Genomic DNA, 24,422 nt, shown 5'->3' on the forward strand with positions numbered 1-24,422 from the left:
CTAAAGCGCGTGACTCATGTAAGTTTCACACTTGTCTTTCGAGCCAATATAAAGGACAGTAGATCCTTTACGCACAACCCAATCCCCACCAGCCTCTTTTTTCAATTTTAGTTGGTTTTCGTCAGTTGACTTTCCGAGTAAAGTTTTAACAAATTTCATTTCGATTTATGATTATGGTCGATTTATACTTTGATGAGAACAAATTTAACTATTCTAAGTTAATAATTAAAATAATTAAATAAGTTCTTTATAAAGTACAATTATAGAATTGCTAAGACTTCATTAGTCGATAAAAACGTGCGTTTTGTCCAATTCGGATTTTATCAAATGATATAATGCGCTACCACTTGATGAGCGCGGAAGCCCAAGTAAAGCCGCTACCAAAAGCAGCCAGACAGACTAGATCACCCTTCTTGATTTTTCCTTCTTGTAAAGCTTCACTCATGGCTATAGGGATGGATGCGGCTGTGGTATTGCCATATCGCATGATGTTATTGTAAACCTGCTCATCGGTCAGTTTCATTTTAGCCTGAACATATTGACTGATTCTAAGGTTGGCTTGGTGAGGAACGAGCAGGCTGATATCTTCAGGCTTCTTATTATTAGTGGCTAGCGCCTCTCCTATTACTTCCATGAATCGTGTTACCGCATGCTTGAACACAAAATTTCCATTCATATGAGGATAGTAACTTGAATCCTCCGGATCACCATCTGCAATTATTTCTGGCACCCACCTTCCTGTATTTGGCCCTATTAGGGCAAGCTCTTCTGCATGCTTTCCCTCTGAATGTAAATGTGTCGAAAGAATTCCACGATCGGCATCCTCACACCGTTGAACCACGGCAGCACCTGCCCCATCTCCAAAGATTACGGTTACACCTCTACCTCTATCTGATCTCTCAAGACCCCCGGAATGATTTTCTGCACCTATCACAAGCACATTCTTATACATTCCAGTTTTAATAAATTGATCCGCTATTGATAAACTGTAAACAAATCCAGAGCATTGATTTCTAACATCCAATGCCCCAATTTCCTTAATTCCAAGTTGCTCCTGTACCATTACACCGGGGCCGGGAAAGTAATAATCCGGGCTTAGTGTAGCAAAGATGATAAAGTCTATGTCGTCAGGTGTAAGGCCCGCATTTGAAATTGCCACCTTGGCGGCTTTGGTTCCCATGGTGGATGGGCTGTCGTCAGTCTTTGGGTCTATCCACCTTCGCTCTTTGATTCCAGTTCGCTCAGTAATCCATTCGTCACTTGTGTCCATGATCTTGGACAGGTCTTCGTTGGTCACAACATTATCGGGTACATAATGTCCTAGACCTGCAATAATTGAGGTGTACATGCTATTTATTTTATATATCTAAATATACAGGAAAGAGTAATTATTATCGGATGATAATCTCTATTCTTCGATTGAGCTCTCTCCCTTCACGCTCATTGTCGTTTGTTGCAAGGGGCTGAGCTTCGCCGTAACCTTTAGCAATCATTCGATCTTTGGTAACTCCATTTTTAATTAACCAATTTCTTACCGCATCGGCACGCTTTTGCGAGATCCATTGATTGGTTTTTTCGTCGCCCACACTATCTGTATGTCCGGCAATTTCAATCTTCATTTGCGGATACTCATTCATTTTAGAGAGGATGGCTCTTAAAATAGGTAGACTTTCATCGGATACTTTCGTATCACCAAAATTGAAATAAATATTTCTTACTACTGCACGATCACTTGTGCTATTCATTCGTCCCAAATCTTGAATCTTAGATTCTTTTCGTTGTGATGGACGAGGTGCTGGGTTATTTACAGGAACAGTGGGCTGAATGCCTGCTGGCCTGGTAGAAGCTATTGGTGCTGGCGGTGGAGGAACATCTCCAATGTAAAAATCCTTCAAATAGGTTGTATTTGCTCCACCCGTTGCATGGATCTCGAAATCATCTAACTTGACAACTTCGTTGTTTCCCATCTTCACCTCGACCTCATAAACATCATCCGCATTGATCACCATTTCATACTGGCCTTTAGCATCGGTAGGTGAGAAAAAGTACATATCTGTATACTCAACTGGTCGGAAGAAAATTCTGGCATCCGTAATAGGTTTGCCTGTTGGTCCATCTATTAACCTTCCCTTTATTTTCACTGTATGAATTTCCCAGAAAAAGAAAATATCGTAATCCCCTATTGTATGGAGCCTATTGGAGGTAAAGTACCCCGACATCTGATCATTATTAAGCTTAAAATGAATCTCATCGTCTGGTGAATTTACAGGGAAACCCATGTTTAAGGGTTCGCCCCAGGTACGTGTATCAGGGTCAAACTCCGACTTAAAAATATCATACCCACCCATGGTCTCATGCCCATCTGACGCGAAGTAAAGCGTCTTTTCATCTGGGCTCAAATAAGGACTATCCTCATTGTACTCGCTGTTAATAGTTGTGGCAAAAAGTGCAGGCTTGCTCCATTCCCCTGTTTCATGATCCCGATATGATTGAAATAAATCAAGATTTGGCTCCTTTTTGCTACCTACATTTTTCGCAAAAATAATACGGTCCTCATGTTCATTAATGAAGAAATGAGAGCTAAGATGCGTAGATGATATCTTGCTATCAAACTCGCGGGGCACTGACCATCCTGTCTTGCTATCGGTTGGTTCACTATAGAATAGATCACCGCCCTTGTCTGCTCTAAACTGAAACAATCGACCATCTTCTGCTACTACTTCAATATTGGAACTCTCTCGGGTAAATGTGCCTACATTATAAAGTACTGTCGGTTCTGACCATGTGCGACTTCCTTCATGCTTTGTATGATAAATCTGAAATTGATCCGGCTTAGATTCATCACGATTAGACAAGAACATTAATTCTTCATTGTCTGCAAAATACACAGGACTGAGCTCTGCATACTTGGTGTTTATACCTTCTTCTAGCAAGTGAATTTCATAGAATTTTGGGTTATCCATAAATTTCTTTGCTGCTGTTGCCCAGTTGGCCCAACGTCGGGCTTCAGCCAGAATCTCATCACTTTTTTTTGCGGGTAGTTGTATGAATTTTCTTAATGATTCAAGAGCAGCTTCAAATTCATACTCTTTCATAAGTATTCTACCTCGCCAGTAGTAATAAAATTTGTCCCTTTCAGCCATTACTGCTTCGTAATTATTGAATGGCAGCATATTTTCATACTGAGTGATAGAAAGGAGCTTACATATCTCGATTTTATACTGGATATCCTCGTAGCCTGAATCTATTTCCTGAATTGCGAGGTACTTTTCTAAGGCATCTCCAAACTGTTCTTCGTAGAAGGTCTCCTCAGCATCTTTATACATTTTAAACGTCCGTTGTGCCTGTAATTCTGCAAATGCTATCATAAACAGAATGGCACAAAACACACGAATCACTCTAATCATAGTTCCCTTTTCTTATTATTGTACAAGTTTAATTAAATAACCCTAAACCTCTATAAATAAATAAGTTATTGGTTAAAATAACCCATTCGAATTCCCGCTGCAACAAACAGACCTGAAAAATTATTTTCCTCTAATCGACTAATATTGAGATTACTCATTTTTTGGTAGCCAATGGAGATATGGGGCTTCACATATCTAAACTTTGCAAATTCTCCTCTCAATCCCATTTTGATCAAATTGAACTCATCTCTCAAAAAATCCTGTCCATCTTCCAAATTTCTCCACACCATATCACCCTTATTGTAGCTTATACCAACAAATAGGTCGAGGTTGTCTTGATTGTATAACTGATAAGCAAGGTTGATACCAGCATATCTGTACTTCAATTCAAATGTGTTAGGAAACACAACAAAAGATTGGATTGTTCCTTGAAAATCAAAGCGCTTAAAGTCCAAACTCCAACGATCATACTGAGCTCCAACGCCCAGAATGCTGAAAAAATTATTCCTTGGTGTACTCGCTTCAAAACTAAGACCTCCATTAATGTACAATCCTAAGTAATGCACTGGAGGCTCTATTTCTACCGTATCATAGGCTAAAGTATCTGTCTCTTGCGCTGATACGAACCCTGAAATTAAGAAAGTAATCCAGAAGTATTTTTTCATTTTGTTAAACTTATCCGCTAAAATTAACAACAACATGCAACCCATCTTCCCTTTCACAGTCTTTACATCGAACTAACCTAAAAATTGGAAGCAAACACGGTAAATATCCACGCTGACCTAATTGTAAGGTGTAGAAATGAGGATCGCTCAGCACAGTTTGAGATATATAAGCTGTATAACAAAGCGATGTTCAATACTGCGCTAAGAATTATTGGTGATGAAAATGATGCAGAAGATGTATTGCAGGATGCATTTGTAAGTGCTTTTCAGAATCTGAAGAGCTACAGGGAAGACGCTTCATTTGGAGCATGGTTGAAAAGAATCGTGATAAACAAAGCGCTGAATCAGGTACAGCGGATAAAAAAAGATTTGATGTTGGCTCAAGACATTAAAGAAGAAGCCAACGAATTTGAACCTGAAAAGACAGAGCCCAACTATACATACACTGTTGAGCAAGTCAAAAGTGCAATAAGTGAATTGCCATCAGGGTTCAGAACGGTACTATCACTCTATCTATTTGAGGGATATGACCATAAAGAAATTAGTGAGATACTAGGCATTACGGAATCAACTTCCAAGTCTCAGTACAAGCGAGCAAAAGACAAGTTAAAAATGATTGTAACACAGGAGGTGAATTATGGGTGATCAACTAGAAAGATTTATCGTGGAAAACCGGGAAGCATTTAATGATGCAAGCCCTAGTGATAAAGCCTGGGAAGGTATTGATCAGAAGTTGAGTAAAAAGCATACGATTTGGCCTACAATTTGGAAAGTTGCTGCGATGCTATTTATGGTCTCTACTATTTATCTGATGATTGACAGAAGTCAGTCTGAATCCGAGGAAGGACCTATGCTGAGTGATGAGTTCACTCAAGCAGAAGATTACTATGTGTCTTTGATTGCACAGCGAAAGCGCGCAATTCAAGAACAGCTTACTCCTGAGCAACAGGAACAATTTTTGGTAGACATCGACCAACTGGATTCCATGTATTTAGAATTAAAGAAAACCTACCAAACGAACGCTTCCAATGACCGTGTGATGGACGCCATGATCAGCAACCTGCAGCTGAGACTGGACATCCTAAACAAACAACTGGACATTTTACAAAACATCAAAAACCAAAACAATGAAAACGACATATCCATTGAAATATAGAATAGCAACGCTTTGCCTTCTTCTTGCGGTTTCGGTATTCGCTGGTAAGCAGGAACAAAAGAAAAAGTACGTTGAACGAAATTTTAAAGTAAGTACTACAACCAAGCTGAAAATTGAAAATAAGTTTGGAAAGGTTGAAATCAACTCTTGGGAAAAAAGCGAGTTTGACATCAAAGTGGAGATTATAGGTAAAGGACGAAATGAAGAACGCGCTCAAAACATTCTTAATGCTATTGAAATTGACATTACAGAAAGCTCAGCAGAAATAGTTTTCGAAACTGAAATCGCGAACACCAAGAATAAAAATGAGGAAGGCTTTGAGATAAACTACACCATCTACATGCCTGAGTCTAATCCTCTGGAAGTAAAGAACAGCTTTGGTGATGTGACTATGGGAGATCGTAAAAACGACCTTGACATCAATGTATCTTATGGATCTATGCGTGTGGGCGATGTTTCCGGAGACTCCAGAATCAAGTTGTCTTTCGGAGGCGGAAGCATTGGTGTGATTAAAGATGGTGAAGCAACTGTTAAGTATAGCAATTTTGAAATCGATGGTGCCGGTAAGTTAGACCTCACACAAGGGTTTTCAGAAATTGAAATTGGCGAGGTTGCAGACCTGGAAGTCGAAAGCAAGTATGGAAAATTAGAAATAGAAAAAGCAGGCAAAATAGATGCAGATGCGCATTTCTCCGGCTTTGATATAGAAGAACTGACAGGTAGTATAGAACTGGACTGTAGTTACCTGGGTAACTTCAGAATAGAAAAGCTTGCAAAAACTTTCACACTCGTAGACATTGATGGCAAGTTTGGTTCTTATGAGATTGGACTTGAAGAAGGTTTGAATGCTGACATCAATGCAGAGTTCTCTTTTGCTGACTTGAAATATTCGTCCGATGTAAATGCTACTTTCAACTATCGAGTGAAAGAATCCAACAAAAGCACTTATAAAGGGAAAATAGGTAAAGGTGACCCGAATAAAATGATTCGAATTGATTCCAGTTATGGAAATTTACGGCTGAAAATGGATTAAATTCTCAGATTCAACTAACCGAAAGACATGCTCATTTGCCGAGCATGTCTTTTTTCTTTTCTACTGAAGGCATTTCTTGGTACTTTTCTTATCTAATTCAAATCTAAACCCATGAGAACAGTACTCACCATTTTTACGCTTTGCATTTATCTTTCATTGCACAGTCAGGATCGAATGATCGCAGCTAATGAAACGACAACAACTACACATCAAGTAACTATCAAAGGAAAGTCTGTTCCTTATTCTGCCACCACTGGTACACAACCCGTTTGGGACGAAGACGGAAAAGCTATTGCAGCGGTTCATTTCACTTATTATCAGCGAAGTGATATTAAAAATCGTGCAGCACGTCCATTGGTTATTTCATTCAATGGAGGTCCAGGTTCAGCTTCCGTATGGATGCATCTTGCATATACAGGTCCTAAAATCCTAAAGGTGGACAATGAGGGTTTTCCTGTGCAACCTTATGGTGTAAAAGACAATCCCAATTCCATACTTGATGTAGCAGATATTGTATTTGTAAATCCAGTAAATACAGGCTATTCACGCATTCTGGACAAAGAAAATACAAGCAGAGATTTTTTCTTCGGAGTAAATGAAGATATCTCCTACCTCGCTGAGTGGATCAATACGTTCGTAACACGTATGAACCGGTGGGAATCACCGAAATATCTAATTGGAGAAAGTTACGGTACTACGCGTGTTTCAGGTTTGGCGCTTGAACTACAAAATCGACAGTGGATGTACCTAAATGGAGTAATTCTAGTTTCGCCTACTGAGCTTGGCATCCATAGTGGACAAGGAAGAAGAGAAGGGCCGCTCGGAGCAGCACTTCGAGTACCCTATTTTGCAGCAGCAGCATGGTATCACAAAAAGCTCCCAGCTGACCTTCAAAGCAAAGATTTGCTTGAAGTGCTGGACGAAGTAGAAACATATTCAGTACAAGAACTGATGCCGACTTTAGCAAAGGGTGGATTTGTGAGTAGTGAAGAAAAGAACGACGCAGCTAGAATGATGTCTAGGTATTCGGGAATTTCAGCGCAAGTGATCCTTCAATACAACCTGGATGTTCCCACTTCATTTTTCTGGAAAGAACTCCTACGTGAGGAAGGCTTTACTGTTGGGAGATTGGACTCACGATACAAAGGCATAGACCGAACCGATGGCGGTGATCGCCCAGACTTTAACTCGGAGCTTACTAGCTGGCTTCACGCTTTCGCTCCTGCGATCAACTACTATTACAAAAATGTGCTTAACTACGAGACGGATATTAAGTACAACATGTTTGGACCTGTGCATCCATGGAATAGAGATGGCAACAATACCGGTGAGAATTTACGCCAAGCAATGGCTCAAAATCCGTATTTACACACCCTGATACAAAGTGGCTATTATGATGGTGCCACCAAGTATTTTGACGCGAAATATACCATGTGGCAAATCGATCCAAGTGGGAAAATGAAAGACCGACTCTCCTTCAAAGGTTACCGAAGTGGACATATGATGTACCTTCGGAACGAAGATTTGATTAGTAGTAATGACCACCTTCGAGAGTTCATTCAAAAAACACTTCCAGGTAATAAACCTGCGAAATACTGATCTGGGCAATTTGAATTGATGTAATACGTTGGTCGGATAAATGAATAAACGAATACCTCTGCTTGCTTCCATATTTCTTTTATGGACTTGGTCATATGGCCAGATTCCATCAGATATTCAATCGGTTAGCATAGAGGATGATAATAATTTTTCAGGATTTGATCTGATCGAGATTGACAGCAATCAGGTATTTGTTTTGGCTGAACACTGGCATAATATCCGCAGTGTACCGAGAGCAACCATGAAAGTCTTGAGCTACTTGCATAAAAAGGGCAATGTCCGGATATTGGCCATTGAGCAAGGTGCCAGTGCCGCTTACATGGTCAACAAATATCTGGAGTCTGGCGATACTGTCATGCTTCGACAAATCGCTCGAAACACAATGTTTTGGGGGAAGGAAAACTGGAATTTTTTCGAAGACTTGAGAGCCTTTAATCAAAAGCTGCCAGAGGATCAGCGCGTGTTTGTAAAAAGTATTGATATTGAATACAAGATGGAATCCGCCATTTTCGTCATCAATCAATTGATAGGTAATAAAGAAATACCAATAGCCCTTGAAAATACGCTAGGTATTTTCAAGCAGTTATTTGAAAATACAAGAGAGCATCGTGAATCGTATCAGGGACTTTCTGTTATGTATTATTATGATCGTGAGGTAATTGAAAGTCTGGTGCTGAAGACCATTGACGAGATAGAACGAAAAAGTGAAGAATATACCAACTTTTTCGGGGATGACTTTGTGCAGTTTGCCACCTTGATTTTAGAAATGGATGATGGTCTGACATTCGATTATACCAACCCGAATAACAATTATAAATTTAGGGATCGATTGATCTATCAGAAGTTCACTTCGCTCGTAGAGGAATTTCCAGATACAGGTATTTTATGCGTAATTGGCATGAGACATGCGACAAAAGGCAGTTCTATTTACAAACTTGATAAACTAGATTTTTCACCCGTTCAAAATCAAGTAATGATCATTAAAGTATCAGCGCTATTCAATAAATTGATTATTTCGAGTGATCTAAGGAAATTTAATTTCAACTATCCTGGGCATTTAAAAGTTAATCCAGCGACATTTATTAAACATAGCCTGGATGATACTGCATTAAAATCCAGTAAGGGATTCGACTATACACTATTTATTAATAGCTCCGGAGAATTAACTTCTTTTGAGAAAATCTATAAAGGAGATTACTGAACAGCTGCACGTCTCAATCGGTCATTTACAGCCCTACCCAAACCTTCATTTGGAAGGTATTCTGACAATACTACTTTGATATGTGGTTGGTCCATTTTTCTCAATGCGGAGAAAATATTTCGCGCAGCTTCATCCATATCCTCGTTTGAAGAAAGAATTGCCAGATTCCGCTCGGGCACGTTGAAAGCTTTGTTATACGAAACAACTCCTGTGCTTTCGGGATCCAATTCAGCCAAGTTTTTCCCAATGTCGCCAACGATCATTTGTCGTCCAGGTGAATAGTGTGATTTTAACATTCCTGGAGCCGCAGGATTTGAACTCATATTCACTTTGATTTCTACCTTTCCAACAATCGACTGAATGGCTTCCACCTTAGTTCCCCCGAGTCGGTATACAACAATCTTATCCTCTTCAAATCCAACAATAGTGGATTCCAAACCCACACTACAGATACCGCCATCAAGAATATAAGGGATTTTTTCTCCAAGTTGATTTTCAACATGTGTTGCAGTGGTAGGCGAAACATAGCCAAATGGATTGGCACTTGGTGCTGCAAGCGGGAAGTCTAGCTGAGAAAGTAGTTCGAGTGTAAGTGGATGCTTAGGAATTCTCACCGCCATCCGATCCAGCCCTGAAGTCAAGAGGTCTGGTACACATGGTTTCTTCTTAAGTAAGATTGTCAACGGACCCGGCCAGAAGTTTTCTGCTAGTGAAAGGGCTTTCTCAGGAATTTCATTTACCAGGCTTTCTATTTTATCTAATGTATCAACGTGAGCAATAAGTGGATCAAACTTTGGCCTGTTTTTTACTGAATAGATTTTAAGTATCGCCTCTTCATCCAGCGCATTACCAGCTAGCCCATATACCGTTTCAGTTGGCATAGCTACCACATCACCACTGATCAGAAGTGCTTTCGCTTTGTCTATATCGGTTCCTATTTCGGCCACTGATTTTATTTATGTGGCAAAGATGATGAACCTTTTGAATTTGTCATGTGGCAGCGAAATACTTATTTTAGTCTAAAACCTATTCCAATGACTAAAAGCACACGAAATACCCTACGAATTGCATCAATAGTTCTTGCCATTCTTGTCATCCTGATGGATCTGGGTATCATTCCAAATATTGTGAATTACCACTTTTGGGTAATGGTTATAGCTTATTTCCTTTTGGTGCTGAGTATCCGCGCCTAGCGACGAAGGACCAATCTGCCTGATTGGCTCTGACCATTATATTGGACGCGATAAAAGTACACGCCATTAGCTAGAGAGGTACCTGAAGCATTGTTTCCATCCCAGGTTACTGAGTTGGTACCTGCATATTGTGGACCCCACAGGATGGTATTTATAAGGCCACCACTTGGTGAAAGGATATCTATCCGAACATTTCCATCCTCGGGAATGGAATACTGTATTTGCGCATTTTCAAGAAAAGGATTGGGGTATGCCGCCACAATTTCAAATGGCTTTTCTTCTTCTTCATTCACCGTTAATGCTTTAAAATCTGCAATGTTCGTTGTATAAACTCCATTTCCATGAGTAGCAACAGCCAGCCTTCCATCGCTTGGGCGATAGTCCATCATGGTGATAATAGCACTTCCAATGACAGTTGGAGACTCCTTTAACCATGTTGTGGTCGCAGAAGTCGTTTCAGTTGAAAATAAACCAACACTTGTACCTACAAGTCTCAATGCTCCGGTGTTCTTAGGAATTATTTCAGTCCAGCGCACACTTGGACCGTTTCCTGTTCCATCAGGATTTTCCTCTAAGTTTCCGCTGATATCAGTGAACGTCATTCCACCATTTATGCTTTCAAAAACTGATGAAACGCTGTAGTTAGAGAAAACTACCAATAGATGTTGATTATTATCTGGATTCACTGCTATGCTGGAAACATATGCCCCTTCTGGAAATCCGGCAGATGTAATCTCATTAACCAAAAAATCGGTCTGGTCACGCGCGTTATCAAGTCGAAATACTTGACCATCTGTAGTTCCATAATACACCTTTTCTCCATCAAATGACACCTCAACAGCACTAACCAATCCATCTACCAACGGATCTGAATTAACACGCTTCCAGCCTATTGCTGTTGGGGTTTGAGAACCACTTGGGATTTGAGAAACGTTGGAATGGAAATAAAGATAATTCCCTCCTGCACAGAACATGCGATTCTGGTTGATCGGATCTAAAGCAAAAGGATTTATAAACAGGTAAAGTGAACCCGCCGCCTGAACGAGACCTCCCGGATCCACTCTGCCAAATGAGGTAAGATTAGAATCTTCATTCAATGTCAGTCTCAAGGTTTGTCCTCTTTGAAAAGAAGCAAACCACAAAGAATTGCTTTTAGTAGTTGCGGCATATCCACCGTCGCCCCCTATCAATCCACTCCAACTTGTGTTGCCATTGAGTGAGAAATCTGTTCCGTTGTCTTGCATACCACCAATGAGTGTTTCGTCACCAGTTGTCTTCGATTGTGCGATTGTGAAAAATTGAGAAGTGACAAATCCGTCATTGCTGCTTTCCCACATTACTGAGTCTGCAACTATGCTATTTGTTCTTATCAATCCTCCGTCACTGGCAGAAAGTGCAACATTGGCATTGCTTGGTAAAAACAGCAAGTCATGCTGGTCTGGGTGATGATTTGGATAAATACTACTACCCCCTTCAGGGTTGTATCCGCCTATCCATTCAATACTTTCAGAGGTCTTGTAGGCATCGGTAGATCTAAACAGGTTGGTGCCTCCAATAAAAACGATGTTTTCGTTTTCCGGATGAACACGGATCATCATATTATATGATCCTTGTGTATTTAAATTTCCGAGCTCAGTACCAAAATCTGGAACCACCCGGGGTTCAGGATCGAATCCATTCACTCTGACTGTGCTATTGATTAGTGATAACCTATGCTCTACAATGAAAACCGGATTGGAGTCGATCATAAAATAAGTTACATCCGGATTGGAGGGGCTTGACCCAATCACAGTTCTCCTATACTGTGATTCTTCTGTTAAAGGTGTAATCTCTGTCCAGTTATCTCCATCAAGCGAATAGTAGATACCTGCTTCTGGTGAATCTTCATTAGAACCTGATTCCGTGGATAGAGCTGCATAAAACACATTGTCAGCAGAGCGCTCCAGTGAGGTGTAAAAAGATGCATTAGTTTCATTTAGGTCCACAGAATCATCCAACCCAAACAGCTCTTGCCCAACTTCTACCTGCCATGTATCCCCACCATTCAACGAACGAAGGATACCTCCATAAGCTGCTACAATCACCTCGTCCTCCACAAGATTTGCCGGGTTGATTTCGATATTCCAGATGTATTGAAACTGGCTATTGAATATATGAGGGTCTGAATCTTGTGTGGAAGCGATTGCATTCCATGTCTCTCCATTATCAGTAGATTTATAGATACCATTTCCACGAAACGGGGCAGCTCCTCCTCGAGAACTATTGCCTACGATTTCGCCGGTACCATGATACCAGATATCTTCTCTTCCTGGTCGTATATCTTGTACAATGCACGTAACACTGTTTCGATTTTCAGGATTTGATTTTCTCACCCAGGTGATACCGCCATCCAGGCTTTTCCAAATTCCACCCGACACACCTCCAGCCAGGATTATATTCTCATCACGAACGTCAAATGCTACTGCACGTGTTCGTCCTCCAACGTTGATTGGTCCTGCAGACTCAACCGTCAAAGCTTGCGCTCTCGCCAGATCCATTTGAGATAATAGTCGCTGATCGAAGAGGAGTTCAGCTTTACGGATATTTGCAGGAATCAAACCTGTAGAAGGATCTGCAGTGAGCATCTGCAAATACTCATTTCTTCCCATTAGATCCTCTTGACTGCTTATTTCGGAAGCAGCATCGACTATTAGAATGGTATATTCAGGATTGTACTCTCGAAGTGAATCTCCTACCAGAAAGGCTATACTTAGTGCAGTTAATACCTTTTTCAATCCTAATCTATGACAGTGTTCACCTTATTAAGTTTCCCCTCCTCCAACTCACTGGTTTTCACACCTGCTGCGTCGTTATTCTTATCTTCAAATTTAGCTTCGACAAAGTAAGCCATTGGCTTAATCTCTTTGAAAGTAACTCTTCCTTTTTTGTCAGTAGTCATTGTGGCGATTGCATTCTCGCTTGCTAAGTAATCTTTTTCAGTTTCATAAATAGAAACCGTAGCGTCCTCAACATAATTGCCAAGACCATCAATGACTGTGACTCTTAATTTTGTCGGTAATAGTTGTGCTTCTGCTGTGTTGATAGAAGCTGATCCCATAAGGATTATTGCAAAAAGGGTAATTATTCTCATAGTGTAATTATTACTTAATTGAAAAGATGTATTCCGCCAGGTTTTCAAAGTCATCTGCCTGTTTATATTTTCTGTCTGGATATGAATTTGCTATCAGTTTGATTCGAGTTGGTTTGTCATTCTCTTCGATGTATTCAATTTGAACGTTTCCGTACTTTTGATCAATAGGTTCAACACATCCACGTTTTGGCTTTAGGTAATGCATTTCTTTTAGTTCAACTACATCTCCTCTCTCCTGCATTGTATGTCTACTAATGACTAGACGATAATCCAATAACTTAGCCTGATCTGCAAGATAATCGAATAGGTATCGGAAGTTATTCTTTCCATACTTTGCTTCATAGCTAATGGCAAAGCCATTACTGTAAGTTGTCTCCAACAATAATATATGAGGGTCTTTATCTACACCTTTTCTTTGCCAGAAATACGATTGCCAAAGGTCATTTAGAAAATCGGCACAAGTATCAGAACTTTTCCAGGCCTGAAACCGATCTAAGAAAGATTGACTTCTTTGTATGATCTCATTCACCAACACCTTTGTTGGTGATGCTCCTGACTTTCCAAAAAGTCGATGGTATATGTAGTCAAAATAGCTCATTATCTTATTAGCGTAACGGAACCATATTGTTCGATAGTTCCTAAATCAGGTGCTAAAGAACTCGAAAACTTCATGATGTATGCATAGGTGCCTGGTGGAAGTAAAGCTCCTCTGTAAATACCATCCCATTGAAAATCTTGATTGTTTGCAGTGAACACAAGTTCACCCCATCGGGTATAAATCAAGATTTCAAATTCCTCAACGTAATCATTTGGGTAAACAAAGAACTGATCATTGATCCCATTTCCATTTGGAGAAAATGCATTTGGCGCCACGATCGTAGGTCTGCAGTCTTGAACCACCTCCACGCGATCTGTGGTGCAAGTAAAGCCGTTGTAAAGTGTCACTTCATATGTTCCGGCAACGCCAACATTCAAAACCTGATTTGTTGAAATAATAGTCGCATCTGGCAGCAACCTCCATTCATAGGTATTAAATATACCCGGATCGAGATCAACAGTTGGGTTGGCTAGATCACCTGGACAAAAACCTGCTCTTTCTGGCAGAAGAAGATCTTCAGGATTAATTGGAACCACAGCGATGTCCAATGCGTCGGTGGCGGTACAAACCCCAGACTCATTGGTCGCGACTACTGTGTATCTACCCGATTGGATAACAGTAAGAATTGAATCAACAACAGGCAACACGGTTCCGTTGGCATCCGTCCATTGATAAGTGACTGACGGATTGAAATAATTGGTTGTTGCAATAGCCATGACGCTTCCATTATCACAATCTGGCTCTAGCGTCATTGTGACTGTGAACTCAGGTTGAATATCCACATTTGTATCTCCTGATGTGACAGTACAACCTGTAAATTGATCCGATACTGTTACATTATATGTGCCCGTCGTGGTGACTGTACGTTGCATAGCTCCTCCTCCATCGTTCCAGTTGTAAATGTAAGATCCGCTTCCTCCTGTCACATTAGCCACCAATGTAACTTGCCCTTCACATGGATCTCCGTTCACCACTACATTAACTGTAGGATTCGTGTTGAAATTAACTTGAATGTCTTCAACGCGATCACAGAAACCTGGTGCTGATGCTGTCACGGTATAAGTCCCGGTCTGATCTACATTCACTGACACTCCGGTCGCTGGAGCACTTACTATATTACCATCTACTGTGGTCCATGCATAAGTGGTGCCTGGTGTTCCACCATCAGTAATTATCACAGCGCCAGAAGTCCCACATATTTCCTGAATTGCATCGAAGGTGAAGTTTGGTTCATTTCCTGCTATGACTGTAACCTGCTCTGTTTCAACACATCCAGGTGGATTATTATCTGTCACCTGAACAGAGAATGTTCCTGGATTCAGCCCCGATATTATAAGCGGATCTACAGTCTCATTCAGGCCACTAGCCACAATGACTCCATTTTGATTTTGAACTTCGTAATCATAGCTAGCTGGAAGCGTCGGTGTTGTTCCTGAAATTGTCAATTCAACTGTCCCGTCACAATTTCCTCCAGTGCTAATTGCAGTCATATTAAAACTTCCAGGATCTTCTACCTGAACGACTTCAGTATAATTACATCCCGAAACCAGATTTGTCACAGTCAAACGATAATTTCCGGGAGGTAAATTTCCGGGAGGAGCTCCTGTTGGGATTGATGCGGTTCCGGGTCCGTCAAAATTGAACGGACCGGCTGTACCTGGCCCTGATATTTGATAGGAATAGCTACCCACAGCATTAAATGTTATATCGATGGATCCATCATCATTCCCACAACCCGTGGTTGTGTTTGATGTGACAGTGACATCTGGTTCTTCCTGTATGGTGATCTGCACTGTATCTCTACCAATGCACCCAAAGCTATTCGTGACCTCAACAGTATATTCAAATACTCCAGCTGTTGTTGTGTCTATATCAAATGTTCTATTGCTTCCAAGCACGACACCATCAATGGACCAGGCATAGGTTGCCCTAACAACTTGAGCGTCCAGCGTGCCGCCGGGATCATTTTGACATATGGTTCTATCAGGCCCTAAATCAATGTCTGGACGCGCATCTGCTAAGAAGACCTGCAAAGTATCTGAAGTACAGCCAGTGACTATATTAATTATTGCCACATCAATTATTGCCGGGTTGCTAACTGTAATTTCTCGGGTTGTTTCTCCAGTACTCCAGTAGTAATTAAAATCAGGATTATCTACCGGCCATGCTGTTAAGATTATTGGCTGATCGCACAGAGCAGTATCTGTAGGTACTGTCGGGCTTTGAGGTATATTATTAATGGTGATAGTCTGCGTTAAGGTAGTATCCACATCACATCGATTGCTTAATACCAACTGCACATTGTAGGTTCCTGGGTTTGAATAGGTGTGTATGGTATCTTGAATTGCTGCAGAAGTCCCATCGCCGAATATCCATAAGTAATTTTCAATTTGATTGTTTGGGTCTCTACCTACAGCTGAAAAAGTAGTTGGCTGTCCGGCACATCCAAGTGTGATATTCATACTTGGTACTTGTATCGGAGGTGTTTGATTCTGAGCAAAGTTTGGAAGACCCAACCGGCTTGTTCTTCCTGAAAGATCGAAGCCGCTTGCATTGAAGCCTGCTCCAGCATCATCCCCGTCGGGGGAGTTTAAAGTTCCTATGGTTCCTGAATTATCAACAGCCATGTAGATTGTTCCATCGGGACCTAGCTGAAGTGCTCCATAATTGGCACCTTGTGGGTAGCCATCAAACTTTGTAGCTGCAATGTCGGTGTCAGGATTGGCTGAATTCAAGCTGTCCAAATCATACTGAATGAGCTTTGAAGCACCGGAATTTGTGGTTAGATAAAGTCGTAATCCTCCTGGAGAAAATTCCATTCCATACAGGTTGTTTTCACCTGTATCTATCAGCCTCGGATTGGACACTTCTCCTTGATTGAAATCAAAGATTTCTACCTGATTGGTACCTGGAATATTTACAGCAATTTGATTTAGCGTGGGCGATATTTTCATGTACCCTGTGGCACTTAACTCTTGCATAAAGTCGTGTATTTCTCCACTAGGTGAGAAAATCGGAGAACCCAATCCGGCTGCACTTGTACCAAAAGCTCTGAACGTATTATTTCCAAACTCGTGAGTTACAATTACATCATTACCGGTAAAGCCTGAACCAGTGATTCTCTCAGTACCATTCTCAATCAATTTGATGTTCTTCACCACCACTTTCCCCATTGCCGTATCACCCTTCATATCTACGATTGAATAGCGAAGTGCATACTCATCATCGCCGTATACACGCTCAGTTGTGAAGATGTAAAACATAGTTTGATCATCACCAAAAGGCATGATAAGGGAATTTTGTGCTGATTGTACTTCACCACCGATGGTATCACCATTGAGCATGACTTCATGCTCCCTATTCCAAACGGTGACTCCATTGGTATAAAACAGGAGGTTTCCTGTAATGTCTGATATGGTTGCACACCCTTCTTGTGCGTCTTGATTGTTTCCATCAAGGATAGCAATTGGACCATTGGTAAATTCAATGCCAGCCTGCTCACCAAAATACCACTGATTGGACGTTTGGTTTGCTACACCATATTCGGTTACTTCTATGTCATCAAAATCCGTACAGCCTGCTGTATTTGTAACTTCCACCCAGTACGTACCAGCGGTATCTACCTGGATGGTTTGAGTAGCAGCTCCTGTACTCCAAACAAAGGAACTGCCGGTACCTGCATCTAAGGTCAGTATTTCATCTACGCAAATAGTTGTGTCATTTCCAAGATCTACCATCAGGTCATTCACTAATATCTCTACAGGCTGACTTATCGTTTGTCTTATCCCGTTGACTACAGCTGTGAGACTTACCGTATATCCAGCCTCCATTGGGTATTCATAATTCGGTATCCATGCGTTGGAACTACTGCCGTCACCAAAGTCCCAGATAAGACTATTTGGAACTGGCTCCACAACTGGGAAAAATTTGGTCACATTGGTAGCGCAGCTATCTATCCAATAGAAATTAAGTGTATCAAATGCGAAGTTATATCCGGGAGTAAACTCTGGAAATTGACGTGTGTTGAAATCATCTGGAAATACAATTGCCTGGTATTGAACTGAATCTGCAACACTATCTGTTTGGTTAATTCTACCAAGGTTAAATGCTGAACCGTTGGTTGCTTGATATAAGTGATAAATTCGATTGTCTGGTGCTTTTTTCAATCCAAAACTGCGAAAGATTGGTGCTTGTAAAACTGGGTTGACTGCTCTTGTGCTATCATTAAAATCAATTTGATACAGCTGACCAGTGACTCCAGAACTTCCAAATCTGGAGAGATATAATTTAGAGCCGTCATTGGACCATTCTACATCATAAATGGACTCACCCTGGTTATCATTGAAACCAGAACCTGTTAATGTTGTATCCATGGCCAATGCACCTGTTGCCGCATCAAAATCCATGAGCCAGATATTACGATTGTTGCGGCGAGGAGCCATTACTAATTGCGCTGAATCTGCATTATATGCAAAGTGTGCGGCTTCAAATCCAGGAGTCGATCCATCAGTAAAATCATAATTTACAGTAGCGCCAATTCCTCCTCCATCTACTTGTGTCACACGTATTTCGAATGTGTTTCTGTTCTGGGTAATTAACCAGTACAGTTGACCGTTCCCGGAAGGGATAAGTAGCATTCCTTGTGCAGGATCTGTGAGCCCTGTGGGAACATTGAACATCCCCGTGACAACATCTCCATATGGAAACTGAGCTGAACCGTTCCCCTGAATTGTTGCGTCTACTACGGTGTATTGAATTTCATTTACTCCTCCGGAACCTGAATTAGTAAACAAATAATATTGTCCGGGATTATTTGTGACTGGACAGGCTACAACTGGCACATTGATACTCGAAACTCCAGACATGCCCGCGCCATTGGGTAGGATCAGATGTGAGGCATCGTAGATATTTATTCCATCTGTATAGAAAAGCAGGTTGCCTGTAAACTGATCTGTAATGGTTACTGCACCAGCAGTTCCGAAAGGAGTTGCTTGATCGGTCTGGAGATACACATCTCTTCCGTTTCGATCAAAAACAAGGTTTTCCGCAGAATTGCCAAAGTACCAGCGCGTTTCGGTAATGTTTTGAGACCACAGCGAATTGGCAATAAGAAAAAGGACGACAGGTAAAACCCATCTACTGAACGCAGTGGCATAAGGGGTACGCTTCATAAAAATGTCCTTAGTCATACACAACACTTTGTAAAAATACGGTTAACCCGAATAATTCGTGACTTAATCGCCGACAATGTAGCAACTCTATCATCGCGATGCCCAATATTTTAAATTCAGATTTATGCATCTTAAAATTTCAACGTTATACTCGTCGTTACATTACTTGTGTAAGTCAACAAAACTTAAGTTGATTTGTATTAATTGTATAATTTGCTCAATGATTTCGAATTAAATATTTGCATGGTCAGGAAGGCTTTTTTCTTCATTGTAATCATTAGTGCCCTTAGTCAGGAAAACACTTTGCAAGCGCAAGACCCTCAGTTTTCGCAGTACTATGCAGCACCACTATATCTCAATCCGGGATTGGTTGGAATAAATCAGAAAGGTCGAATGGGCGTGAATTACCGAACGCAGTGGCCCAATCTGGATGCTAATTTTGAGACCTTCTCTGCCTATTTTGATTATCATTTTGAGGATTATCAGAGCAGTGCTGGCATTATTTTCACTACCGATAAAGCTGGATCAGCGGGTTTAAAATCCAATACCATTGGGCTGCAATACGCTTACCAACTTCAGATAAATTACGATTGGACGTTTCGGCCAGGCGTGGAAGCAGCATATACCTTTCAAGATCTCAACTTCGACAAACTGATCTTTGGTGATCAGTTAAGCAGTACTGGGGTGACTGGAAATCCAACGAACGAAGTTTTTAATACTGGCCTCAACGCACGATTCTTTGATTTATCGTTTGGAGGAGTACTCTACAATCCGTCAATATGGATTGGTGCGGCCATGCATCATGTGCTAGAACCAAACCAAAGCATTGCTGGTGGAAATGCGCCTCTTCCGCGTAGATTCTCAATTCATGGCGGATATCGAATTCCGCTTAATCCAAGTACGACTAATACTTCTGTAGGTGAGCGAAGCATTACGCCAAGCTTTAATTATCGAACCCAGGGCGATTTTGATCAATTGGATATTGGTGCGTATTTCACGCTTGATCCAATATTGGTTGGGCTATGGTATCGTGGACTTCCGATAAAAAACACGGATGGTGTTGTCAATAATGAATCCATCATATTCATGCTAGGTCTGCAATCCAATAGAGCCACTTTTGGATATAGCTACGATTACACACTTAGCGACCTGGGTATTGGTACCGGTGGCGCTCACGAGATCAGCATTGCCTATTCATTCAGCCTAGGCGACCCATTGAAGCCTGCAGCAGATGTACGTAGGCTGAAGTGCCCAATTCCGTTTATATTCTAGAATATTTGTAGAAACCTTTCATCATGACCGAAGAAACCATATTCACCATACTCTTGGTGATCATCACCTTTGATTTTACGCTTGAGCGCATGCTAAGCTTTCTCAATAGGAAAAGTGCTAAAAAGCCCATACCAAAAGAATTAGAAGGTATTTACAATCAGGAAAAGTATGCTAAATCACAAGCGTACAATGAAGAGGTCTCCAGATTTGGCTCCTTCTCGGCCACCTTCAGTTTCGTCCTGTTAATACTCGCTATTTACAATGGCTGGTTTGGTATACTCGATCAGTGGATTCGTACCTTTTCTCCGTTGAGCCTTGTTTCACCACTGATCTTCTTCGGTATCTTATATGTGCTGTCTGATATCATCAACACGCCATTTTCGATCTATCGAAACTTTGTGATTGAAGCTAAATATGGATTCAACAAGATGACGGTTAAGACTTTCATTTTCGACAAAATCAAGGGATACATTCTCACAGCAATCATTGGAGGTCTTTTACTAGCGGTCTTAATCTATTTTGTCAATGCCATAGGAAGTGACTTTTGGTATTACTTCTGGGGAGTAATGACGGTATTTGTACTCTTTGCCAATTTTTTTTACACATCACTCATCCTACCCTTGTTCAATAAGCTTAAACCTATGGAAGATGGTGAGCTTAAATCTTCTATTCAAGCTTACTGTGACAAGGTTAATTTCCCGCTCAAGAATATATTCATCATGGATGGTTCTAAGCGAAGCAGCAAAGGGAACGCCTTTTTCAGTGGTCTTGGACGAAGGAAAAAAGTTGTCCTCTTCGATACGCTTGTAGAGAAGCATTCAACACAAGAACTCACGGCGGTATTCGCTCATGAAGTGGGGCATTATAAAAAGAAGCACATTCTGTTTTCAACCATCTTTAGCATTGGTTTGATGGGATTTATGCTATTTCTTTTTTCGCGAATGGCTTACAATGCTGAATTGAGCTGGGCAATGGGCGGACAGACTTCTGCTCTTCACTTAAATCTTCTTGCCTTTGGAATTCTTTATTCTCCGATTTCAACTATTCTGGGAATCATTGGCAATGTAATTTCAAGGAAGAATGAATATCAAGCAGATGCATACGCCAAAGAGACATATGATGCTACGCCATTGATCACCGGATTGAAAAAGATGAGCTCAGATCACCTGTCTAATCTGACGCCTCATCCAGCTTATGTGTTTGTACATTATTCTCATCCGCCACTCAAGGAGCGAGTAAAAGCTCTGGAAAGCTAGTCTTGAGAATTCGTATCAATAAAATCAATCTCGGCTCTGAAAGGGAAGCTCATTAAATATCCATGTGCTTCCTGTATGGTCATTTGATTGTGAATAATACGATGTAGTGTTTCTGTGATCGGACATCTCACTTTGTATGAATCTGCCAGCTGTTTTACAATATTTATGGTCTTAACACCTTCAGCCACCTCTTCCATTGACTCAATGATTTCCTCCAGGGTTTCTCCTTTGGCCAGACGGAATCCTACCGTGAAGTTTCGACTAAGATTGGAAGTACATGTGGCAATTAGATCTCCTACTCCTGCTAACCCTAGAAAAGCCTGAGCATTGCCTCCTAGTGCCTTTCCTATATAAACCATCTCTACCAATCCTCTGCTTATAAAAAGAGACTTGGCATTTTCGCCCAAATCCATCCCGGCGATCGTTCCAGCGCCAACAGCTATAATATTTTTCAAAACACCACAGAGCTCAATACCAATCAGGTCACGACTGCCATAGATCATGAATCGATCATTTTTCAACAGGCGTTGACCTATTTTCACTACTTCATCAAAATGAGATGCTACCACAGTAGCCGCAGGTTTTCTCTGATCCAGCTCTCTTGCCAAGTTAGGTCCTGCAAGACATCCAACTCTTAGCACCGAGGTTTCTTCCTTTATCACCTCAGAAATTGTCTTCACATGCTCACGTGTGAGTGGATTATTAGCGTTGATTTTTTGATTCTTTGGCACGAATAAGTCGAATCCTTTGGTTCCATGAATAAGCACATGATACGGTCGGAGATGTGGTGCCAGTTTGATGATCATGTCGCGAAAATTGGCTGATGGCACCATAGGGAAAATCACCTCACATTGCTGTGGCACTTCCTCTAAATTATTGGTTACTTCTATATTTGCGTGAAGTTTTTGACCAGAACTAACCCGCTCTTTTGCTATCTTTTTCGTCTTTTCCGGGTCACGGATATATAAAATCACTTTCGCGTTATTCTCCGCTAGAATATTGGCGATGGCTGTTCCAAAGCTACCGGCACCAATGACGCCTATTACTTCCTCAGATGTACTTTTCGAGCCCATAGCCATTCATTCGATTGTGATAATAATAAAGCGTGTTGGTGTCCTGCACTATGATTTTATCCCCTTTCTTGACAAGTGGGCGTTGATCATGGTACAATCCAACATTTTGCAAACCATGCGCAATAGCAGCCGTAGCTCGTTCCTTCATATGATCGGCCATGTCCACTTCTCCTTTTTTATGAATTTTATCCAGTTGATCTCTCAGCTTTTTAAAATTCTCCTTAAACTCCTCATAATCCAAGATTAAATCTTCATCAGGGAGGCGAAGCACATGATACAAATCAAGCTTTGGATTCATCCTTTCCAGCATCTTAAATGCCGTAAATGCCACCAGATGACTCGCAAATACACGGTTGTATTTATGATACTCTTCAATAATTCGTTTGGAGAGCACACGAACGTATTCTTTCTCGCGTTGTGCATCAAATGTGATTTTCTTATCTCGAAGGAAGTAATCACGAACATTTATTGGATTACCATTCTTGTCGAAGCTGTTGCCGTCACTATCTACATAGTTTCCAAGGATATCTGTGCCGCGACCAACATTTACCGAAACATCAGAGCCTTTTGTGAAAAACTTAAACATGAATGTTCCAAGCTTATAGGAAGTGGAAAATTCATCCGCCTCTACATAGTACCGTTCTCTACCTGTTCTCTTTAAATAATCTCGAATCAGTGATGGAGCTTCCAGTGTAAAGTGATAGTTGATAACTACCGGCACTATAAAGACCTTAGGAGCCTCCTCGCCTTCTTTCGCATTTAGATATAATTCTCTTTGCGCCTCAATGGCTGTACCTAAAAGACCCATGCGTAAGTTTGTTTCTATTTCTCCTGAGCGCGAGCGAGTACCTCCTGGGAAGAATAAGGAATGACATCCTTTCTTAATCGCATTCCTGGAGTAGGTTTTTAGTGTCTCCAGATAGATTGGATTTTTCTTTCTCCTATCTACTTTATAGGCACCGAGGCTATTCATGAAATAAGCCAATATTTTAATATTGAAGAGGTTTAAGCCAGCTCCATAAATAAATGGCGGTAGTCCAAGGTGTTGTATAGCCCAGCCGATAAGAATAGAATCTAAATTACTAAAATGCGTAGGTACCATTACAACAGTACCTTTTTTTGCTAAGGTGCGGATGTGTTCTGTCTCACCAATCACGTGAACCTTGTCATCCAAATCTAGCTGGCGACTAAACAACGATAACAGCCCCTTGACTCTGGCTGCATTGAGCAGGCGAGCAAAGCCGAAAGTGATAAAGCTTTGAGCAAAGCGGTATGCTGACTTTTTAAAATTTCCTGCAATTTCCTGAGTATATCGATTGATGATTTCTAGCAATAGACCCTTTTCCAAAGCAGCTGCTTCCTCTTTTTCATCCACATTAATATCAAGTAATCGGGCTTGAATATTCTTCCAGTACACCTTTTCATCTGGGGGGTCTACACGCCAAGGATTTGCTTTCATCCTAAGCTTTTCCCGATGAACGGTCATCTCAATCTCTTCTCTGAGGGATCCATTCTTAGAGGCAACAAGGTGCTTATACGTCTCACTAGTTACTTCATCAATAAACTCCTTACGGTATTTGGACAATTTTACAATTGGCCATTCGCTCTTGTTTGGGATAATTTCTGAATACCTGACTTTCTTTCTGCGCATTTACCTGTTTTAGAAAT

At 41.0% G+C, this 24,422-nt stretch carries 19 protein-coding genes; 8 read left to right on the top strand and 11 right to left on the bottom strand.

Features of this window, described 5'->3' with window-relative positions:
* From ABJG98_RS08520 to ABJG98_RS08535, 4 genes are all read right to left on the bottom strand, one after another.
* Positions 1-159, bottom strand: a complete 159-nt coding sequence (locus tag ABJG98_RS08520; RefSeq protein ID WP_348279077.1) for a hypothetical protein — start codon at positions 157-159, stop codon at positions 1-3.
* Between the two features lie 181 nt (positions 160-340).
* The gene (locus ABJG98_RS08525; protein ID WP_348279078.1) at positions 341-1,348 is read right to left on the bottom strand and encodes a beta-ketoacyl-ACP synthase III; all 1,008 of its coding nucleotides are present in this window, start codon (positions 1,346-1,348) and stop codon (positions 341-343) included.
* 43 nt (positions 1,349-1,391) lie between these two features.
* A complete protein-coding gene (locus tag ABJG98_RS08530) occupies positions 1,392-3,407 on the bottom strand; it encodes an OmpA family protein (protein ID WP_348279079.1) in 2,016 nt (671 codons plus the stop codon).
* A gap of 65 nt (positions 3,408-3,472) precedes the next feature.
* Positions 3,473-4,072 (bottom strand): hypothetical protein, encoded by a 600-nt coding sequence (locus ABJG98_RS08535; protein WP_348279080.1) that lies wholly within the window; start codon positions 4,070-4,072, stop codon positions 3,473-3,475.
* An 84-nt stretch (positions 4,073-4,156) separates the two neighbouring features.
* Between ABJG98_RS08535 and ABJG98_RS08540 the strand changes: the two genes are divergently transcribed.
* From ABJG98_RS08540 to ABJG98_RS08560, 5 genes are all read left to right on the top strand, one after another.
* Complete coding sequence (locus tag ABJG98_RS08540; RefSeq protein ID WP_348279081.1) at positions 4,157-4,717, top strand: sigma-70 family RNA polymerase sigma factor; 561 nt, start codon at positions 4,157-4,159, stop codon at positions 4,715-4,717.
* Positions 4,710-5,228, top strand: coding sequence for a hypothetical protein (locus ABJG98_RS08545; protein ID WP_348279082.1), 519 nt, complete (start codon positions 4,710-4,712; stop codon positions 5,226-5,228). The genes ABJG98_RS08540 and ABJG98_RS08545 overlap by 8 nt, the downstream gene beginning before the upstream one ends.
* A complete protein-coding gene (locus tag ABJG98_RS08550) occupies positions 5,200-6,261 on the top strand; it encodes a hypothetical protein (protein ID WP_348279083.1) in 1,062 nt (353 codons plus the stop codon). Before ABJG98_RS08545 ends, ABJG98_RS08550 begins: the two co-directional genes overlap by 29 nt.
* A 174-nt stretch (positions 6,262-6,435) precedes the next feature.
* Positions 6,436-7,860 carry a carboxypeptidase gene (locus ABJG98_RS08555; protein WP_348279110.1) on the top strand — a complete coding sequence of 475 codons (1,425 nt, stop codon included), beginning with the start codon at positions 6,436-6,438 and terminating at the stop codon, positions 7,858-7,860.
* A gap of 40 nt (positions 7,861-7,900) precedes the next feature.
* Positions 7,901-9,061 (top strand): hypothetical protein, encoded by a 1,161-nt coding sequence (locus ABJG98_RS08560; protein WP_348279084.1) that lies wholly within the window; start codon positions 7,901-7,903, stop codon positions 9,059-9,061.
* Here ABJG98_RS08560 and ABJG98_RS08565 read toward each other — a convergent pair.
* The gene (locus ABJG98_RS08565) at positions 9,055-10,008 is read right to left on the bottom strand and encodes an L-threonylcarbamoyladenylate synthase (protein ID WP_348279085.1); all 954 of its coding nucleotides are present in this window, start codon (positions 10,006-10,008) and stop codon (positions 9,055-9,057) included. The two genes, ABJG98_RS08560 and ABJG98_RS08565, sit on opposite strands and share 7 nt — an antisense overlap.
* An 87-nt stretch (positions 10,009-10,095) precedes the next feature.
* Between ABJG98_RS08565 and ABJG98_RS08570 the strand changes: the two genes are divergently transcribed.
* A complete protein-coding gene (locus ABJG98_RS08570) occupies positions 10,096-10,254 on the top strand; it encodes a hypothetical protein (protein WP_348279086.1) in 159 nt (52 codons plus the stop codon).
* Here ABJG98_RS08570 and ABJG98_RS08575 read toward each other — a convergent pair.
* From ABJG98_RS08575 to ABJG98_RS08590, 4 genes are read right to left on the bottom strand one after another with little or no spacing between them, the layout of a single operon-like run.
* Positions 10,251-13,028 (bottom strand): FlgD immunoglobulin-like domain containing protein, encoded by a 2,778-nt coding sequence (locus tag ABJG98_RS08575; RefSeq protein ID WP_348279087.1) that lies wholly within the window; start codon positions 13,026-13,028, stop codon positions 10,251-10,253. The two genes, ABJG98_RS08570 and ABJG98_RS08575, sit on opposite strands and share 4 nt — an antisense overlap.
* Positions 13,029-13,030: 2 nt before the next feature.
* Positions 13,031-13,384 (bottom strand): carboxypeptidase regulatory-like domain-containing protein, encoded by a 354-nt coding sequence (locus ABJG98_RS08580; protein WP_348279088.1) that lies wholly within the window; start codon positions 13,382-13,384, stop codon positions 13,031-13,033.
* Between the two features lie 10 nt (positions 13,385-13,394).
* Positions 13,395-13,982 (bottom strand): hypothetical protein, encoded by a 588-nt coding sequence (locus ABJG98_RS08585; protein ID WP_348279089.1) that lies wholly within the window; start codon positions 13,980-13,982, stop codon positions 13,395-13,397.
* Positions 13,982-19,153 carry a PKD domain-containing protein gene (locus tag ABJG98_RS08590; RefSeq protein ID WP_348279090.1) on the bottom strand — a complete coding sequence of 1,724 codons (5,172 nt, stop codon included), beginning with the start codon at positions 19,151-19,153 and terminating at the stop codon, positions 13,982-13,984. Before ABJG98_RS08590 ends, ABJG98_RS08585 begins: the two co-directional genes overlap by 1 nt.
* Before the next feature lie 243 nt (positions 19,154-19,396).
* Here ABJG98_RS08590 and ABJG98_RS08595 point away from each other — a divergent pair, with 243 nt between their 5' ends.
* Both ABJG98_RS08595 and ABJG98_RS08600 read left to right on the top strand, forming a co-directional pair.
* Complete coding sequence (locus ABJG98_RS08595; protein ID WP_348279091.1) at positions 19,397-20,425, top strand: type IX secretion system membrane protein PorP/SprF; 1,029 nt, start codon at positions 19,397-19,399, stop codon at positions 20,423-20,425.
* Positions 20,426-20,448: 23 nt separating this feature from the next.
* On the top strand, positions 20,449-21,681 hold the full coding sequence (locus tag ABJG98_RS08600; RefSeq protein ID WP_348279092.1) for a M48 family metallopeptidase: 1,233 nt from the start codon (positions 20,449-20,451) through the stop codon (positions 21,679-21,681).
* On the opposite strand, the gene ABJG98_RS08605 is transcribed toward ABJG98_RS08600, so the two are convergent.
* A complete protein-coding gene (locus ABJG98_RS08605; RefSeq protein ID WP_348279093.1) occupies positions 21,678-22,754 on the bottom strand; it encodes an NAD(P)H-dependent glycerol-3-phosphate dehydrogenase in 1,077 nt (358 codons plus the stop codon). The genes ABJG98_RS08600 and ABJG98_RS08605 overlap by 4 nt on opposite strands.
* Positions 22,732-24,405, bottom strand: coding sequence for a 1-acyl-sn-glycerol-3-phosphate acyltransferase (locus ABJG98_RS08610; RefSeq protein ID WP_348279094.1), 1,674 nt, complete (start codon positions 24,403-24,405; stop codon positions 22,732-22,734). The genes ABJG98_RS08605 and ABJG98_RS08610 overlap by 23 nt, the downstream gene beginning before the upstream one ends.
* Positions 24,406-24,422 lie beyond the last annotated feature (17 nt).

It is taken from the genome of Ekhidna sp. (assembly GCF_039960695.1).
Classification (GTDB): domain Bacteria; phylum Bacteroidota; class Bacteroidia; order Cytophagales; family Cyclobacteriaceae; genus Ekhidna.